Raw genomic sequence first — 18,937 nt, 5'->3', positions numbered from 1 at the left:
CTCTTGCTTCTGTCCTGCAAAATGTTTGCACAACAACCCGAAAGGCGCGTTTTTTATGATGTATTATATTTGAAAAGCCTTTACGACAAAGACGGAAAAATAAGGATCAGCCCACAAAACAAGCCCTTGTTTGCCTATTATTTTAATCTCAAGAACACCACTAATGTAGATACTATTATCAAGAAAAACCCTTTTTTTAGTTTGAGCGGGATTTATGAAGCCGGAGGTGCAAGCGGAGGGACAATACCCAGCCCATCCGGATTAATACAATCCATAGGCTCTCTTGATGTTACCAATCTTGCCGACGGTCTTGCAAAGTTTTTGGTCGAACGAACAAAGCAGGAACTTTCAACGGCTTTTTTTTCTCGGTTTAAAAAAGAACTGGACAGTACCAGGCAGTTGCAGTTATTATTCCCGGTTACTTACAAATCACTTACAGCTATAGATGTTGAGATCTATAATTACGCCGCCTATACGGATTTGCTGCGGGAGTCATTTCAGAAAGACCTGGCACTATTACTTCCCAATGTTTCCAATTTGATTGACGACCCGTGCATGGATCAATTGTTTGCTGCCATGCCCCACGTCAGGATAATCTTCATCGATGCCTTGTATATAGCCAACGAGTTTCATGAGGGTTCCCATCCCGGGGATATTTTTCATACCTATCTGGTTAATAAAGCAGGCAATGGCACCTTAAAGCTTGTAAATGAAAATGTATATCCGGCATTGCAAGCTTTTGATCTTTTTTCACAATCATTACGGTCAAATCAGAGAGATAAATACTGGGTCGATGCCGATTCGGCGAAGATGCTGTTTAGTAACCCTGTAACTTTCCAAATCTACCTTGGTTTGCTTTATCAGCAATTGGAAAAAAAAGACATTAATTTTAAAGAGGGGTCAATGAAGCAGTTTCTGAAAGATCGTAGTGGCGACTTTTTAAAGTTTGAGGAAATTTATCAGAGTTATAATATTGAATTTATCCAAAAAGCAACAATAGTAAACAGGTATTTCATTAATTTAAAGCAACTTCAGCAAAAAGGCGAGAATACTTTTAATTACCAGGATTATTACGCGCTTTATAATTCATCACTAAACCTTTTTGAGCAATTATTGAAATCACCATTGCTTTTAAATGTCGACCCGGCCAATATTACTATACCAATGATTGACCGGAAAGACACAAAGATTGATCAGTACCTGTCATCAGCCAGGAGTCTTGGCAATGTTTACATTGATGTTTACGAAAAACAGTACCCAGCGGCCATAGTTGAGCTTAGCGGCGTTTACGATAACCTGTTTATTAATAAAGTCGTTACCAACCCAATAAAACAGGATTTAGTTAGAAATCTTGCAGACAAAAAAGCAGAATATGATAAACTGCAGGATGCAGTCGCCAAAACTGCCATAAAGAAAGAAATAAATGAACTTGAAGCGAAAATTGCAGCGTTCACCGAGTGGCCGGCAATAAATAAAATGTTTATTAAATATGCCAATTTTGCCGCTGAGGTATCAAAAGCGAAAAACAGTGACGAAGTAAAAAATGCTATTGAAGCAATTGCTTTACCGGTAGGCAGTTCAACCGTTAAACGCGAGGCTATTTTTAATGTCGCTCTAAACGCCTATGTTGGCCCTTATGTAGGTAAAGAAAAAGTGCATGGCATTGATGAAAAGTATAAAGGTACATACGGGCTCTCAGCACCGGTAGGAATTTCATTTAGCTGGGGGCACCGTTTATTATTTGTTCCTACGGGCGATAAAAAATGGTCGACTTCTGTTTTTGTTTCTTTAATTGATATCGGCGCACTTGCTTCATACCGTTTTACATCCGGAAGTACCCCAGTAGCAAAAGATACCAGCGCCACTGTAGCGCAGGTGCCCAAAATTGAGCTGAAGAATATCATAAGCCCCGGTTTGTTTTTATCTATAGGTATACCATCTACACCAATCTCAATTTCGGGTGGTTTCCAGGTTGCGCCAAATTTGCGTAGCGTTAGTTTAACAGGAGCCAATAAAGATGTGATAACTAACACTTACGGCGATAATAAGTTATATACACGTTGGTCGGTTGGGGTTTTAGTTGATATACCGATACTCAACTTGTTTACTAAAGGACGTTAACAGATTTGATTAACGGTTCGTCGGCCAACGATAAATCGAGGGCGAAGGATGGCAGCGCCATTTATAGCTTGAAATTGATAAAACTTTTACTGGAGTATCTTGTTCAGATAACGGTTCGGCGGCTGCCGCTCTTGCCGTGCATTATATTTAAAAGTTATTGCATATTGGGCTGGCATAATTAAAAAGATGATTTAACTTTAAGGCGTTCTGTTTTGATTATTTATTATCATATTTAAAACAAAACCGAATCTGATAAATTGAAAATATACAACCACTTATGCAGGAATTAGACCCCACCATTCTTCAAAAAGCAAACTCATGGCTTCAAGGAAATTATGATGCTGATGTAAAGCAGGAAATTCAAAAATTAATTGACGATAAGGCATATACCGAACTGACGGATTCATTTTACCGTGATCTGGAGTTTGGTACCGGTGGCCTTCGCGGCATTATGGGGCCGGGTTCAAACCGTATCAATAAGTATACTATAGGCGCCGCCACACAGGGATTAGCTAATTATCTGAAAAAAACCTACCCCGGCGAAAAAATCAAAGTAGCTATTGCTCATGACAGCCGTAACAATGCCGATTTTTTTTCGACTATTACGGCCGAAGTTTTTTCAGCTAATGACATTTATGTTTACTTTTTTAAGGCATTACGTCCTACACCCGAGCTTTCATTTGCCGTGCGCCATTTAGGTTGCAAAAGCGGCGTAATGCTTACAGCATCGCACAACCCAAAAGAGTATAACGGTTACAAAGCTTATGGGGCCGATGGCGGGCAATTTGTTTCTCCGCACGATAAAGCCGTAATGGACGAGGTTGCTGCAATCAGCAGCATTGATGACATCAAATTTAATCGCGTTGATGCTAATATCGAAGAAATAGGGGAGGACATTGACGAGCTTTACCTGAGCAAGATCACTGAGCTTTCTGTTTCGCCTGATGCTATTGCACGTCAAAAAGATCTTAAAATAGTTTATTCGCCAATCCATGGTACCGGTATCACATTGGTCCCCCAAGCCTTGAAACGGTTTGGTTTTGAAAATGTGATCCTGGTTGATGAGCAAATAACTCCCGATGGAAATTTCCCAACAGTAGTTTACCCTAACCCCGAAGAAAAGGAAGCGCTTACACTTGCCCTTAAAAAAGCAAAGGAAACTGACGCCGACCTGGTATTGGCTACAGATCCGGATGCAGATCGTGTGGGTATTGCTGTGAAAAATACCGATGGCGAGTTTATCCTGCTCAATGGTAACCAAACCGGCGCTATGCTGATCAATTATTTATTAACCGCATGGGAAGAAAAAGGCAAGCTTACTGGTAAAGAATACATCGTTAAAACCATTGTTACCACAAATCTAATCGAACGCATAGCCGAAGCCAAGAATGTTACTTACTATAACACCCTTACCGGCTTTAAATATATCGGCGAGTTGATGACCCATTTTGAGGGTAAACAAACCTTTATAGGTGGCGGTGAAGAAAGCTATGGTTATTTGATAGGCGAACTGGTTAGGGATAAGGATGCTGTAGTTTCAAGCGCATTCATTGCAGAAATGACTGCTTATTACAAAGACAAAGGAAGCAGCCTTTTTGAAGCATTAATTGACACTTATGTGCAATATGGTTTTTATAAAGAAAAGCTGATCTCCCTGACTAAAAAAGGTAAAACCGGTGCCGAAGAAATTAAGGAAATGATGGAGAAATTCCGTACCAATCCTCCGGCGACCCTAGGCGGCTCAAAAGTAAGCACACTTAAGGATTATGAAAAACGTATTGAAACTGATTTAGCAACCAATACAAGCAAACCAATTGAATTGCCTGTATCGGATGTTTTGCAATTCATTACAGAGGACGGTAGTATCATTTCGGCCCGCCCGTCAGGCACGGAGCCTAAAATTAAGTTTTATTGCAGTGTGAACGGCAAACTTGAAAGTAAAGATACATATAGTGAAACAGACAAAAACCTTGACGCTAAGATTGCCTCAATTATGCAGGATCTCGGTGTTTAACTATGGATAATGATGTTTGAAAAAATCCCGGCCAGATCTCAATCGGCCGGGATTTTTTATGTATGATTTATCAGTCGTTCGTTACATCGTTTTTCTGGGGCGCCTTGGTCTGTCACTTCCGGGCGACTGATCATTATTGCTCCGGTAATTGCTTTGGCTATTATAGCTTCGGGTATTGTTAGTTCTATCCCCGCTGCCTCTGTTATTGCCGTATCCAAATGACTTACGTGGTGGAGGAGTTTTCTTTACAAAGTCGTCGTTTATTTTTACACTTAATACCCGATCGGCAATAGGCGTACCGTCTAAGGCGATCACCGCGTTTTCTGCCCCGGTGCGGTCCTTCATTTCAAGAAACGCATACCCCTTACATATCCTTGTTTTTTTGTCGCGTACAATTTTAATCGTTTCCACATCGCCATGTGGACCTATCATTTTAACAAGTTCCAGCTCTGTCATTTCCAGAGGAAAGCCGCCTACAAATAATTTGACCATTTATAAATTGAGATTAAGATGATAGATAACCACCGTACACAAATTTCGTTTGATTTTTTTTAAATAAAGGATGTTTTCGCGTTAAAACCAAAGTTTATTTAATAATTCGTTGTTTTCAAGTCAGTAATGGTCCTAAAAAGGCATTTTGTGACTCTTAATAATAGGACGTCATCAATACAAAACAGAGAACGACTGGTATACATCTTTAACAAGTACTGAAGGCCCGTTGGCTGCAATTGCGTTTTCAAGGTTTTTATTGCTAAATACAGCTACCCCCATCTCGGTTTTTACCTGGTATCTCAATGACAAATTCAGTGCGGTTGTATCCCAGTTATAAATATCGGCATAAGCGTTCGGACGCCCGGTAAATGGCCCAAATGCTTTTAAGAAATAGTCCAGTATTTTATAGGCGTCAGCCATCTTAAAAAAAAGATAAATGTTCACTATTTTGTTTTTGTAAACGCGGAAACCTATTGCATCTAATAACAAACTATCTCCCTGTATCAATCTATCTCCCTGTATCAATGGCCGCTGTCTTTATATTGATAACGGATACAATTGTCTGCATCGTGTTTAGCATCAATATCTAAATAGATACGCTCACGGGCCGGAATAGATTAAAAATAAAACTCGTCGTTTAGGTGGCATGACTCAATCTTTTTCAGGTTCGGACAGTGTAATTTCTGTGGATCAAAAAACAAAACTAAAACGCATTAGCAATACTGTAAATCCATATATTTGAGAATATAAACCGGGGATAGGTGTGCAATTTATCTTCTGAAATGATAGCCTTGTTGGTTGCAGTTTAATTAATTTATTGCCGTATTTGATTTGCAGAAATTGTGTGTTTGATTAATCGGATCGGTGCGTTATTAAAAACCTTTATAACAAAAATGAAATATATCTTCTGTTTGCTTTTTTCATTAATTATTCTTTCGGCAAATGCATTCACTGATCCTAATACCTTACTCGAAGAATTAAAAACTGAAATCGCAAAAAAAAATATATATGATAGCAGTAAAGAAGCAAGGATCCGAAAATTAAAGGCATATCAATCAACCCTTTCGCAAACCAATTATGATGCGCGGTTTGATACCTGGGACAAGCTTTACATCGAATACAAATCATATCAGTTTGATTCGGCATATGTTTATGTCGATAAAATGATATCACTAAGCAAGGTAACCGGTAACAAACCAAAGGAGTATTATAGTTACGTAAGGATGGCTTTTATTCTTCTTTCGTCGGGGATGTTTAACGAGACCTTTGACTATTTGCGAAAAGTAAATGTAAAAGCCCTCAGTAATGCCGATAAAGTTGATTACTATTTCTTTTTAGCCAGGTGCAATTATGACTTGGCGAATTACAGTAATGACAAATATTTTAGCCCCGATTATATTAAGACCGGTAATAAATACATTGATTCAGCGGTCTCGTTTTGCGGCAACGACCATATAATGCATACTTATTTACTTGGTTTGAAGGATTACCAGGAAAAGAATTATGTAGAAGGGCGGATACGCTTTAAAAAATTACTGGAAAAGGATATGCCAATTTCCATGCACCTACGTGCAATGGTGTCATGCTCATTGGGATCAATCTGCCTGGAAGATAACGAAAGGCAGGAGGGCCTTAATTTGATGATGAGGGCTGCAATAGCCGATATCAAATCATCAACCCGTGAAACGGTTGCGCTTTATACGCTGGCCGAATTATTGTACAAACAGGGTAACATCAAAGATGCTTACAGTTTCATTCAACTGGCAAAAGCTGATGCCGACTTTTACGGGGCCCGCCAGCGTAAAATACAAATTGCTTCAATTTTACCATTAATAGCAGCAGCCGAGCTTAATAATACAGAGCATCAAAAAAACCGCTTCCTGGTGTTCCTGTTAATTATTACTGCGCTTGCACTGCTGGTTGTCTTTTTCCTGGTGATGATCATTAATCAATTAAAAAAGTTGAAGGTTAAAGAAGCAATAATTGAAGGGAAAAATGTACAATTAAACCACATAAACGCGAAACTAATAGAAGATGCGAAAATTAAAGAGGAATATATCGGGCAGTTTTTTAAAGCCATTTCGGGTTATATCGTTAAGCTCGAAAATTTGAAAATCTCTATTGATGCCAAGCTCTCGATGAAGAAGTATGATGCCATTCATACTTTTGTAAATAATATCGATATTAAAAAAGAAAGAGAGAGCTTGTATTACAGCTTTGATCATATTTTTTTAAAGATCTTCCCTAACTTTATTACGGTGTTCAATAGCTTGTTTGCCGAGAAAGATCAGATCTGGCCTGATGAGGACGAAGTATTAAATACCGACCTTCGTATATTCGCGCTTATAAGGATGGGTATTGCTGATAATGAAACTATTGCCAAAATATTGGAATATTCTGTCAATACAATCTATGTTTACAAAATGAGGATCAAAGCCAAATCGTTGCACCCTGATCAATTTGAACAACGGATTATGGATATTAAGGCTTTTGATTACGAATGATTTTTTTTGAAGATACATGCTAAAAACCCTGTAAAGTAGCCAAACCTTACAGGGTTTTTAGCAAAAAAAGTATTATAAATGATTAAAAAAACATTATATTTTTTATCGCCATTTTTTATATAAATATCTGTTTTTCAATATTTTAAATTTGAAAAACATCGAAAAAAATTATAAAATTATTAAAATAAGCCCTTTTCACCATTACCGCAACGGATAAGTCTTTTTCTGAGTTTATTTATAAGTAAATTGCATCAGAATTTAACCTGTAATAATTGTAAACCATTACATTTTTAAACGATCGGCCATTGTTAGCCTTTTCCTGTGCTCATCTTCTTATCTACCGGTACGGGCGATGTTTGCATGGCCATTATGCGTATACTTCGGGTATTATTTATTATGATAACCCGAAACTATATTAGCGTGACTTCGTATAAATGTTGGGATCTTTTTTTACGGATTGAAAACTAAACCCAAACAACAACCAATTTCAACTAAATCTCAAGTTTTATGCAAATTAAACATTTACTCAACGTATGTTTCTTTGCTGTTTTTCTCTTTTTGATGGAGCCTGCTATGGCCCAAAATAAGATAATAACAGGTAAAGTAACCGACAAAAAAGATGGCTCCCCTTTAATAGGAGTATCGGTAGTAACTGCTGTAGGTGCCCAGGGTGGCGCCATAACAGCAACAGACGGATCGTACAAAATTTCGGTTCCGGCAAATACCCCAAGTCTTACTTTTACTTATGTTGGTTTCCTGAACGCAACTATTCCATTAAACGGTCGGACTTCTGTTGATGTGCAGATGGAAGAAGCGAATCGTGCGCTGAATGAAGTTGTAGTGATCGGTTACGGTACACAGAAAGTTAAGGATGCAACTGGTTCGGTAGCCTCATTGAGCACAAAAGATTTTAACAAAGGCGTTATTTCAACTCCTGATCAATTACTTCAGGGCCGTATTTCGGGCGTACAGGTTACACCATCAAGCGGTGAACCGGGTGCTGGGGCTACAATCGCAATACGTGGTGCTGGTTCTATTCGTTCAGGCGATGGCCCGCTTTATGTAGTTGATGGTGTTCCATTGGATAACGGTGGAGGTACAAGCGGTGGTTATGGTGTTGGAGCAGGTAGCTCATCTGCACGCAACCCGCTGGCTTTCTTGAACCCTGCTGATATTGAAAACATTTCTGTGTTAAAAGATGCGTCTTCGGCTGCTATTTATGGTTCACGTGGTGCTAATGGTGTAATTTTGATAACCACTCGTAAAGGGCGTAAAGGTCAGGGTATCCAATTTTCATCAAATACAAGTGTTTCAAGCACTGCAAAGCGTTATGACGTACTTGGCAGGGATGCGTTTTTGAAAGCAGTAGCTGCAGTTGGTGCTAATGCGGGTCCGGTAGCTGATGGAGGTATTGATTATGGTGCCAATACCGACTGGCAAAAACAGATCTTCCGCAGTCCGATATCGCAGAACTATAACTTAAGCCTGGGTGGCGCAAGCAAAGATAATACTGCAAGTTACCGTGCCTCCTTTGGCTATGACGACCAGCAGGGCATCGTGAAAAATTCAGGCCTTAAACGTTTAAACGGACGTATTAATGCTTCCAAATCATTTTTAAACGATAGGATCAAGTTAGATCTCCAGTCAACCTATTCAAATGTTAAAAACCAGTATGCCCCAATTACTAATAATGCCGGTTTTAACGGAAGTTTAGTGGGTGCAGCTATACAGCTAAACCCAACAGCCCCGGTATTTGACTCACAAGGAAGATATTTTAACCTTAACGGCTATAACGATGCTGGTTACCCTAACGGTAACAGTTTCAGGAACCCGGTATCGTTATTAAATCAGATAGATGACAGGGATAATATAAACAGGTTTTTGAATAACCTTACACTTACCTTGAAGTTATTTGAAGGTCTTTCATACAAGGGCAATTTTGGAGCTGATATATCAAGGGGATTAAGAAAGACTTTTTATGATCCTAAAATTGTTGGCTATACAGATGCTATCGGTATCAGGCAGATAAACTTCCCGTCGCCAACAGGTAATGGTACTGCTATCCTTACACATAACGAGTTAACAAATTACACAACCGAACATACCTTAAACTATGACAAGAAGTGGAAGGATGGAAGCTCACTTACAGCTTTGGCCGGTTATTCATACCAGACTTTCAAAAACTTTAACCGTAATGAATTTGGTTTCGGCACATCAACTGCCGGTGTATTAGTTAAAAATTATGATGATTTTAAAACGCATCTTCCTTATCCGGTTGGCGATAGCTCGAGCTATAAATTACAATCATACTTTGCTCGTGTAAATTACTCTTATAAAGATCGTTACATTATTACTGGTACAATCAGAAGGGACGGTTCATCACGCTTTGGGGCTAACCATAAATATGGTAACTTCCCGGCTTTGGCTGTAAAATGGCGTATAACCAATGAAAGCTTCATGCCTAAAGATGGTTTATTTGATGATCTGAGCCTTAGGTTAAACTATGGTAAAACCGGTAACCAGGAAATTCCGGCGTACGCTTCATTACCTGTGCAGCAATTACAGGATTTTCCAGGTAATTCAGTTGCTCCGTTATACCAGGCTAATCCCGATTTGAAATGGCAAACTAACACCACCTATGGTGCAGGCCTCGATTTCTCGATCATAAAGGGACGGTTAACGGGTTCGGTTGATTATTTCAACAAATCAATTAAAGATTTGCTTTTCTTCCAGGATATTGCGCAGCCAACGTTTTCTTCGAGAATTTATAAAAACCTGGATGGTGACGTAATCAATAAAGGTGTCGAAGTAGGATTGAACCTTGCTGCTATACAGAGCAAGGACTTTAATTGGGATGTTGCTTACAACATGACTTTTATAAGCAACACGCTTAAAAACTTTAAAAATTATATTGTTACGGGTAATATCGACGGACAAGGCCTTTCTGGCGCTTATTCGCAATTAATTACCAACGGCGTGCCGCTATATACCTTCAACGTTCCGAATTATAAAGGGCTTGACGCAAATGGCTTTAGTATCTATCCTCAGGGTGTCGATGTTTCTTCACTACAAGGAAGCCCTAATCCTAAATTCACTGCCAGCTTAACCAATAACTTTAATTATAAAAACTGGAGCTTAAGCTTCTTCCTAAATGCTGCTACAGGCTTCTATATTTACAACAACACTGCAAACGCGTTCTTTTACAAAGGCAACCTTGTTAGTGGTCGTAACGTAACAAAAGAAGTAGCAGCAACCAATGAAAACCCGCTTAACTCTGGTGAGGTATCAACCCGTTTTCTTGAAAAAGGTGATTTTTTAAGATTAAGCAATGCCACCTTAGGGTATACCTTCTCGCTTAAATCTAAGGCGATAAAAACTTTAAGGGTGTCATTTACAGGGCAGAATTTATTCCTGATCACCGGTTACTCTGGTTTGGATCCGGAAATTAACACAGATAAACAACGTAATGACGTGGCTTCAAAGGGTATCGACTATACCTCTTATCCCAAGGCCCGTATATTTACTTTAGGTTTAAACGCAGGCTTTTAATAACATGAAAATGAAAAATATAACATCACGAGCAGCTCTTTGTAGCTTAGTTCTGATAACCGCAGCCGGTTGTGCAAAACTGGATGAAAAACTTTACGGATCGAAATCGTTATATGGTAACAATGCCGGATCGGCCGAACTGAATGGTGTTTACACACAATTATATGGACAAACCGATCAGGCCAATACATATGCCCTACAGGAACATCCAACGGATGAAATGATGGGTCCTACCCGCGGTACTGACTGGGGCGATTTTGGTACATGGCGTAAATTGCACACCCATACCTGGACACCTACCCACAACCAGGTAAATGATACCTGGGACCAGCTAAATATTGGTGTATTCCGTGCAACACAGGTAATCTCAAAGGCAACCGATAACAATATCAAAGCACAGGCAAGCTTTTTACGGGCCTACTTTATGTTCCAGGTGGTTGATTTGTACGGACAGCAACCTATGCGTGATCCTGATGCGCCAACCTCATCTATTCCTACAGTTATGAAACGGGCAGAAGCAACTGATTTCATAATCAAAGATTTGGAATTTGCGGAAGCTAACCTGGCAGCCACTACCGCAAATATTGGTGTTGCTAATAAAGCAGCTGCTCAGGCACTGTTGGCAAAAGTTTATTTAAATAGGGCGGTTTATGCCGCAACCACAGTTGGTGGTCCGTTTACATTTGCTAAGGCAGATATGGATAAAGTGATAGAATATGCCAACAAGGTAACCGCGGCAGGATATACTTTGGAGCCGGCCGGCAAATATTTCCAGGATTTTGCATGGGACAACTCAGAACAATCACACGGAAACATATTTGGCTTCTACAACACCGCCACATCTTCTCCTGCGCCTGCCAAAAACCGCTGGAGGATGGGCCTTCATTATAACCAAACTCCGGATGGTTGGAACGGTTTTACCACACTGGCCGATTTTTATAACTCATTTGAAGCTACCGACGAACGCCGTGGTGTAGATTATCCGGGATTAACTGATAAAGTTGGTTTAAGGGCAGGTTTTGCTGTGGGACAACAATATGGCCCTGGTCACAAAGCTTTAACACAACGTAGTGGCAAGCCTCTGATTTTTACACCGGATGTTAACCTTAACTTTTCAACCGAAGCTCAAGGGATCAGGGTATTTAAATATTTCCCTCAACCAAAAGCTGATAACACAGTTAACGATGATAATACATCTAATGACTATGTGATTTTGCGTTACGCCGACGTGGTGCTTGAAAAAGCCGAAGCTATTTTACGTGGTGGTACTGACCCTATGGGACAAACAGCGTTGCAGCTTGTAAATTCAATCCGCGTACCTCGCGGTGCCACAGCCTTAACTTCTGTTGATTTGACCGCGATGCTTGCTGAAAGGGGCCGTGAACTTTACTGGGAAGGTTGGAGAAGGAATGACCTGATCCGTTTTGAGAAATTTAATGATCCGGTTGATCAGCGCCCAGCCAAAACAGATAAAAGCAAAACAATTTATCCAATTCCTCAGCGTGCGGTGGATACAAATCCTAATCTTAAACAAAACCCAGGTTATTAATAATTGAGATTTATTTAATTGAAAGGAACGTAGCGGAATTTTCCGCTACGTTTGTTTTTTCGCAAAGTATATGCAACCAAAAATACTCCTGTTTCTGCTTATCTTGATCCCAACTGTTTTTTGCGCCTGTAATGGGGGGGATAAACAAACCCTGTTTACCGAGCAGAATAATGAAACCATCGGCATCAATTTCGCTAATCAGCTCAATGACCAGGACCGTACCAATGTGTTCACCTTTCGTAATTATTACAATGGAGGCGGGGTTGCCATTGGCGATGTCAATAATGATGGCCTCAATGATGTTTATCTGACATCAAACATGGGCGGCAATCAACTTTATATTAATAAGGGAAATTGGAAATTTGAAAATATAACCGATAAGGCAGGGGTTAGGGGTACTAAATACTGGAGCACCGGGGCTACTATGGTTGATATCAATGGCGATGGCTGGCTTGATATTTACGTTTGTCACAGCGGTAATGCCCGCGGCAACGAAAAGGGTAATGAACTATTTATTAATCAGCACGATGGTACGTTTAAAGAAGAAGCTCAAAGGTATGGCCTGGTAGATAATGGGTTATCCACCCAGGCCATTTTTTTCGACTACGATAATGACGGCGATCTCGACTGCTTTGTACTAAATAATTCTTTCAGGCCTATAGAGTCGTTTGATTTTAGTAAAAACCTGCGCGCTGTTGTTGATGAGTTGGGTGGTGCCCGTCTTTATCGTAATGATGGCGGCCATTTTACCAACGTAACCAAAGAAGCGGGCATATATTCAAGTGATATAGGTTTTGGTTTAGGCGTTTCTGTAGCCGATATCAACCAGGATGGATATCCTGATATCTATGTCTCCAATGATTTTTTTGAACGCGATTATCTTTATATCAACCAAAAAAACGGAACTTTTAAAGAGGATATTCAAAATGAAACCGGCCACCTGAGCCTGGCTTCAATGGGATCGGATATTGCCGATATTAATAACGATGGGCAGTATGATATTTTTACTACGGAGATGCTGCCCGAAGGCGATCGGCGTTTAAAGAAAATGACCTCGTTTGAATCGTACGATGTGATCAAAGCTAAGCAGCGCGATGGTTATTATAACCAATACATGCAAAACTGCCTGCAGGTGCGTAATAGCGACGGTACGTTCTCCGAAACTGCCTTCTATTCGGGCGTAGCAGCAACCGACTGGAGCTGGGGCGCGCTGATGTTTGATATGGATAATGACGGATGGAAAGACATTTTTGTGTCGAACGGCATCTATAAAGACCTTACCGATCAAGATTATATTGAGTTTTTGGGTAATCGCGATAACATGGCCAAAATAGCCGAAGGCCGGAAAAAATTTGATTATAAAGATTTTACCGATAAAATGGCTTCATCGCCTTTGTCTAACTATGCCTATCTGAACAATCACAACCTTACTTTCACCAATAAATCAACTGATTTTGGTTTGGATAGGCCTGGGTTTAGTAATGGCTCGTCATATGCAGATCTGGATAATGATGGGGATAATGACCTGATTATAAATAATGAAAATGCCCCCGTTTCTATCTTTAAAAACAATGCCGAAAAAAATGGGAACCACCACATCCAGATAAAATTAAAGGGAACAGGCCTGAATACTTTTGGAATAGGTACTACGGTAAAAGTGTTTATGAAGGGCAGTTCGCTAATTTATTATAATCAGCCAACACGTGGTTTTCAAAGTTGCACATCGCCCAATTTACTTACAATAGGTATAGGTAAATACAAATCTATTGATTCGATCCAGGTGATTTGGCCGGGTAATACTTATCAGTTGTTAAAAAACGTAAACGCGGATAAAGTTTACCCGGTTAAGCAAACCGATGCCGTCTTGAAATATAACTGGACAAAGCCTGCTGTTAAAACACTATTTGCCGATGTTACCAAATCAATATTTGACAGCATTCCTAAGCATAAGGAGGACGATTTTATCGATTTCGACAACGAGCGCCTGATGCTCCAGATGTTATCGACAGAAAACCCTTATATGGTTACCGGTGACGTTAATGGCGACGGGCTGACTGATTTTTATTTCGGAAGTTCAAAAAACAGTTTTGCCAGCATCTATATCCAACAAAAGAACGGTAAGTTTAAACAAACCATTCCTGAAGATTTTAAAAAGCAGGAATACCTGGAAAATGCCGGGGCTGTTTTTGGAGATTTTGATGGCGATGGCGACCAGGACCTGATAATAGGAGTAGGAGGTAACGCCGATGAAGCCGAAACACCAGTGTACAATCCTCGTTTTTTTGTGAATGATGGCAAGGGGAATTTTCATAGGGACCCTGAGAGAACACTACATGCGGCTGTTAATGCCTCGGTGATTATTTCGGCCGATTATGATGGCGATGGCAAGCCCGACCTTTTTGTTGGGGGCAGAAGTGTGCCCGGGCTTTACGGATGTTCGCCGCAATCATTTGTTTTTCATAATGAAGGCGACGGGCATTTTACCGATGTATCAAAATTAGTATTGGGCACGGATACAAAGATTGGTATGGTAACAGCAGCCAAATGGGCTGATATTGATCATAACGGTTCGCCAGATTTGATAATTGCAGGTGATTGGATGGGGATTAAGATCTTCAAAAACAACAAAGGGAAATTTGCGGAAGATAAACAATTGGCTAATTACAAAGGCTGGTGGAGCAGTCTCGAAATTGCTGATGTGGATGGCGACGGCACCCTTGATATTATTGGCGGTAACATCGGGCTTAACTCAAAATTCAGGGCTTCGTTTGAGCGGCCCATGGAAATTTTTGTAAAGGATTTTGATAATAATGGTACAAAAGAATGTGTAACTTCCATGTATAAAAGTGATGGAGTAAACTATGTTTTTCATATGAAGCCTGATTTAGTGGGCCAGATGCCAATCTTCAAAAAACGTTTTCTGCGCTATATTGACTATGCGGGCAAACCATTTGACGAGGTATTTCCTGCTGAGATGCTTGATGGCGCTGAAAAGCACCAGATGAATTTCCTGGCTTCGGCGGTATTTTTTAATAAAGGCGGAAAATTTATTTGTAAACCACTGCCTGCCGATGCACAGTTATCTATGATAAATACTATTTTGTGTGCAGATTTTGATAATACCGGAGCTGTGAAGATCATCTTAGGGGGCAACTTTTACGGCTTTAAACCTGAAGTCGGGCGGCTTGATGCTAATCGGGGGCTTGTTTATCAATATACAAAAAATGGATTTACTTATTTTCCAGCTTCCAAAACGGGCCTCAATTTAAACGGACAGGTACGCTCATCGTTAGGTATAAGAAATGCAGCCGGTAAAAATTATTATCTGTTTGGCATTAATGATGAACCGCTTAAAGCTTATGAACTACGTTAACATCAATTTAATGCTGTTTGCCAAATATATTCTTAGATATTTCATTCTCCTTCTTGGTATTGGTGTGGTCGGCTTGTCTTCTTGTAAACCCCAAAAAACAGGAGAAGGTGTATTTAAATTACTCCCAGCTAATGAAACGGGACTAAGCTTCGAAAACAGGAACGTAGTATCCGATTCAGTTAATGTATTAGATTATTTGTATTTCTACAACGGTGCCGGCGTAGCTACCGCTGATTTTAATAACGACGGCTTGCCCGATCTTTATTTCGTATCAAACCAGGGTTCTAACAAACTTTACCTTAATAAAGGAGGGATGAAGTTTGAAGACATCACCGATAAAGCGGGTGTTGCAGGTACCGGGAATTGGAAAACCGGTGTAACTGTAATTGATATCAATGGCGATGGATTTAAAGATATCTACGTAAGCGTGGTTTCAGGTTATAAAACCTTTAAAGGTAAAAATCAGCTTTATATCAATAACGGTAATTTAACTTTTACCGAAAGCGCGGCCAAATACGGGCTCGATTTTGCAGGACTTTCTACCCAGGCTTCTTTTTTTGATTATGATAAGGATGGTGACTTGGATATGTTCCTGCTTACTTCATCAGTTCATAGCAATGATACCTATGGTGACTCAACTCAAAGGTTTAAATACAGCCATGATGCCGGCGATCATCTTTTCAGGAATGACAATGGTCACTTTGCAGATGTAACTGCGGGTTCAGGTATTTATTCGGCGCCGATCGGTTACGGCTTAGGCGTAAGTGTAGGTGATTTGAATAACGATGGCTGGGATGATCTTTATGTAAGTAACGACTTTTTTGAGCAGGATTATTACTATGTCAACCAGCATAACGGCACATTTAAGGAAGAGTTGAAAAATGCGTTCGGACATACCAGCCTTTTTTCAATGGGGAATACTATCAGTGATGTCAATCAGGACGGCCATTTAGATGTGCTTAGCACCGACATGCTTCCGGAAGAAATGAAGGTGTTACGATCAACCATCAACGATGAACCCTTGGATATTTATAACCAGGAAGTTAATGCCGGGTATTACTATCAATATTCAAAAAATTGCATGCAATTGAACGTGGGCAACGGCAATAAGTTTGTCGACCTGAGCTTGTATAGCGGGAATTCTGCTACAGATTGGACATGGTCGCCACTGGTGCAGGATTTTGATATGGACGGAAAGAAAGATATGTTCTTCTCTAACGGTATCAAACGCCGTCTCAATGATATGGATTACCTGAAATACCTTGGTGACCCTATGGTTATGCAGGCATATAAACAAAATCGCGTTTTTGACAAAGACAAGATCAACAGAATGCCTGAAGGCGGCGTACATAATTACTTTTATCACGGTGAGGATAAATTGAAATTTACAGATGTTTCTAACGGCAACGATATGCAGCGGGCATCTATATCGGCAGGATCTGTTGCCGTTGATTTAGATAATGATGGCGATTTGGATATTGTGACCAACAATATGGATGAGCCGGCATATATCTATAATAATACCACAATGGAAGGCCGCAAAGAAAGCAAGCCGGGCTATCTTAAATACACTGTAAAATATAACCTTTTAAACCGTGATGGCATCGGTACTAAATTTTTCCTTAAGTCAAAGCATCATCTCGATCACCAGGAAATACAAACCAGCAACGCGTACGAAAGTAATTTGAATAACGAGCTGCTTTTTACATTTGCCCCTGACGATAAACCAGAATCGCTGTTAGTGGTTTGGCCTGACAATAGCTACGAAGTGGTGAAGGATTTCAGGCCCGGTCAGAAAACTACTTTAAGATATAACCCTCAAGCAGTTGAAAATAGTAAACCTATAGCTGAGGTTATCGAAGCTTTCATCAGCGATAAAAAACAGTTTGACAGCAAATCTATACAAGCAAAGCTTTTGGCCAACGTTAAAACTTTTGACACTCCCGACTTTAATTATTATTCGCTTTTACCGCACACTTATTTGCAGCATACTCCCGCAATTGCTGTAGCTGATGCCAATAATGATGGCATTGATGATATTTACGTAGGAGGCATAGCCGACGAAGAAAAATACATACTTGCAGGTAATAAATCGGGTGGATTTACCAAAGTTAAAGTGTCATCATTTGACCGGGATAAATATATTGCGGACGAGCAGGCTACATGGGCTGATGTAAATAACGATGGTAAGCCCGATTTGATCGTGATCAGCGCTAACCATCCTTTTCAGGAAACCGAGAAATTGATACAGCCTCGGTTATATATCAATAAAGGCAATTTTCAGTTTGAAGATCAACATTTACCAAAGCTAAATTACCAGGCATCAAAAATTACGTTGTTTGATTTTAACGGAGATGGGCTGAACGATATTTTATTTACCAGCGCCGTTTCATTTAAAGATTATACAGCTACTATTCCTTCTTCAATACTCATTAATAAAGGCAATGGAAAGTTTGAAATAAGTCATGACAAAGCTTATGATCAAATCATGAACCTGCAATATGTCACCAGTATAACAACTGTCGATATCGACCACAATGGCAAGTCTGATCTGCTGATTACGGCCGAGTGGCAGCCCATTTACATTTTCCTGAATGATGGAAAAAAATTAAGTCGTTTTTCATCATCGGTTTTGGAAAAGGAAAAGGGCTGGTGGCAGTCGGCTATAATAAGCGATATGGATGGCGACGGCAAGGCGGACCTTATTGCCGGTAATTGGGGATTGAATAACAAATATAATGTTACTGCTGATCAGCCGCTGTATGCCTATAATACCGATTTGGACAAGGATGGTAAAAACGATTTGATATTATCATATTTTTATAAAGGCCTTTATTTCCCTTTTCGTCCCAAAAATGATTTGGAGCAGGAACTTCCATATCTCAAAAAAGAATGGCTTAGTTATCAAAAAATGGCTGACAAAACTACCACTGAGGTATTTAAGGACAAACTGGATGACAATGATCGTTTAAGTGTAAACCAGTTCAATAGTATTTTTGTGAGCGATGTATTGCATTCTGCTTCGATTACTGCACTGCCATATCTTTATCAGCAGGCTCCAATTAAATCGATGCTAAAATATAACAATGGCGATATATTACTGAACGGAAACTTTTGGGGTGTTGTGCCTTATGAGGGAAAGTACGATGCACTCGGCCTGGCTGGTTTACACTACAATAAACAGCAAAAGCAATTTGATGCGCCGACATACTATTTTAACGGTGCAATCAACTCACAGGAAATCAATTATCTGGTGCCAGTGAAAACAGCAACTAACTTGAATACTTATCTCGCGGTTACCTATGATGGCCGGGTAATGTTATTAAGCAAGTAGC

General features: G+C 39.9%; 9 protein-coding genes. 7 read left to right on the top strand and 2 right to left on the bottom strand.

Going from position 1 to position 18,937, the window contains the following annotated elements:
• Window positions 1–21 precede the first annotated feature (21 nt).
• Window positions 22–2,121, top strand: coding sequence for a hypothetical protein (locus tag J3L18_RS10100; protein ID WP_129568054.1), 2,100 nt, complete (start codon window positions 22–24; stop codon window positions 2,119–2,121).
• Window positions 2,122–2,398: 277 nt separating this feature from the next.
• The gene (locus tag J3L18_RS10095; protein ID WP_129568053.1) at window positions 2,399–4,135 is read left to right on the top strand and encodes a phospho-sugar mutase; all 1,737 of its coding nucleotides are present in this window, start codon (window positions 2,399–2,401) and stop codon (window positions 4,133–4,135) included.
• Window positions 4,136–4,216: 81 nt separating this feature from the next.
• Here J3L18_RS10095 and J3L18_RS10090 read toward each other — a convergent pair whose 3' ends face one another.
• Together J3L18_RS10090 and J3L18_RS10085 are read right to left on the bottom strand one after the other, a co-directional pair.
• The gene (locus tag J3L18_RS10090) at window positions 4,217–4,627 is read right to left on the bottom strand and encodes an RNA recognition motif domain-containing protein (RefSeq protein WP_129568052.1); all 411 of its coding nucleotides are present in this window, start codon (window positions 4,625–4,627) and stop codon (window positions 4,217–4,219) included.
• 171 nt (window positions 4,628–4,798) lie between these two features.
• Entirely contained in the window at window positions 4,799–5,047 is a 249-nt protein-coding gene (locus tag J3L18_RS10085; protein ID WP_129568051.1) for a hypothetical protein, read from the bottom strand.
• Window positions 5,048–5,520: 473 nt separating this feature from the next.
• On the opposite strand from J3L18_RS10085, the gene susR reads away from it, so the two are divergent.
• The 5 genes from susR to J3L18_RS10060 all read left to right on the top strand — a co-directional run bounded on the left by susR (window position 5,521) and on the right by J3L18_RS10060 (window position 18,936).
• On the top strand, window positions 5,521–7,131 hold the full coding sequence (gene susR / locus J3L18_RS10080) for a SusR family glycan utilization regulator (protein ID WP_129568050.1): 1,611 nt from the start codon (window positions 5,521–5,523) through the stop codon (window positions 7,129–7,131).
• Between the two features lie 507 nt (window positions 7,132–7,638).
• Entirely contained in the window at window positions 7,639–10,680 is a 3,042-nt protein-coding gene (locus J3L18_RS10075) for a SusC/RagA family TonB-linked outer membrane protein (RefSeq protein WP_091162870.1), read from the top strand.
• Between the two features lie 10 nt (window positions 10,681–10,690).
• Window positions 10,691–12,229, top strand: coding sequence for a RagB/SusD family nutrient uptake outer membrane protein (locus J3L18_RS10070; RefSeq protein ID WP_208102466.1), 1,539 nt, complete (start codon window positions 10,691–10,693; stop codon window positions 12,227–12,229).
• 70 nt (window positions 12,230–12,299) lie between these two features.
• The gene (locus J3L18_RS10065; RefSeq protein WP_129568048.1) at window positions 12,300–15,602 is read left to right on the top strand and encodes a VCBS repeat-containing protein; all 3,303 of its coding nucleotides are present in this window, start codon (window positions 12,300–12,302) and stop codon (window positions 15,600–15,602) included.
• Window positions 15,589–18,936, top strand: a complete 3,348-nt coding sequence (locus tag J3L18_RS10060) for an FG-GAP repeat domain-containing protein (protein ID WP_189549067.1) — start codon at window positions 15,589–15,591, stop codon at window positions 18,934–18,936. Before J3L18_RS10065 ends, J3L18_RS10060 begins: the two co-directional genes overlap by 14 nt.
• Window position 18,937 lies beyond the last annotated feature (1 nt).

It is taken from the genome of Mucilaginibacter gossypii (assembly GCF_017569325.2).
GTDB lineage: Bacteria > Bacteroidota > Bacteroidia > Sphingobacteriales > Sphingobacteriaceae > Mucilaginibacter > Mucilaginibacter gossypii.
Note: the sequence above shows the minus strand (reverse complement) of the source record. Positions and strands in the feature narration are given on the sequence as shown.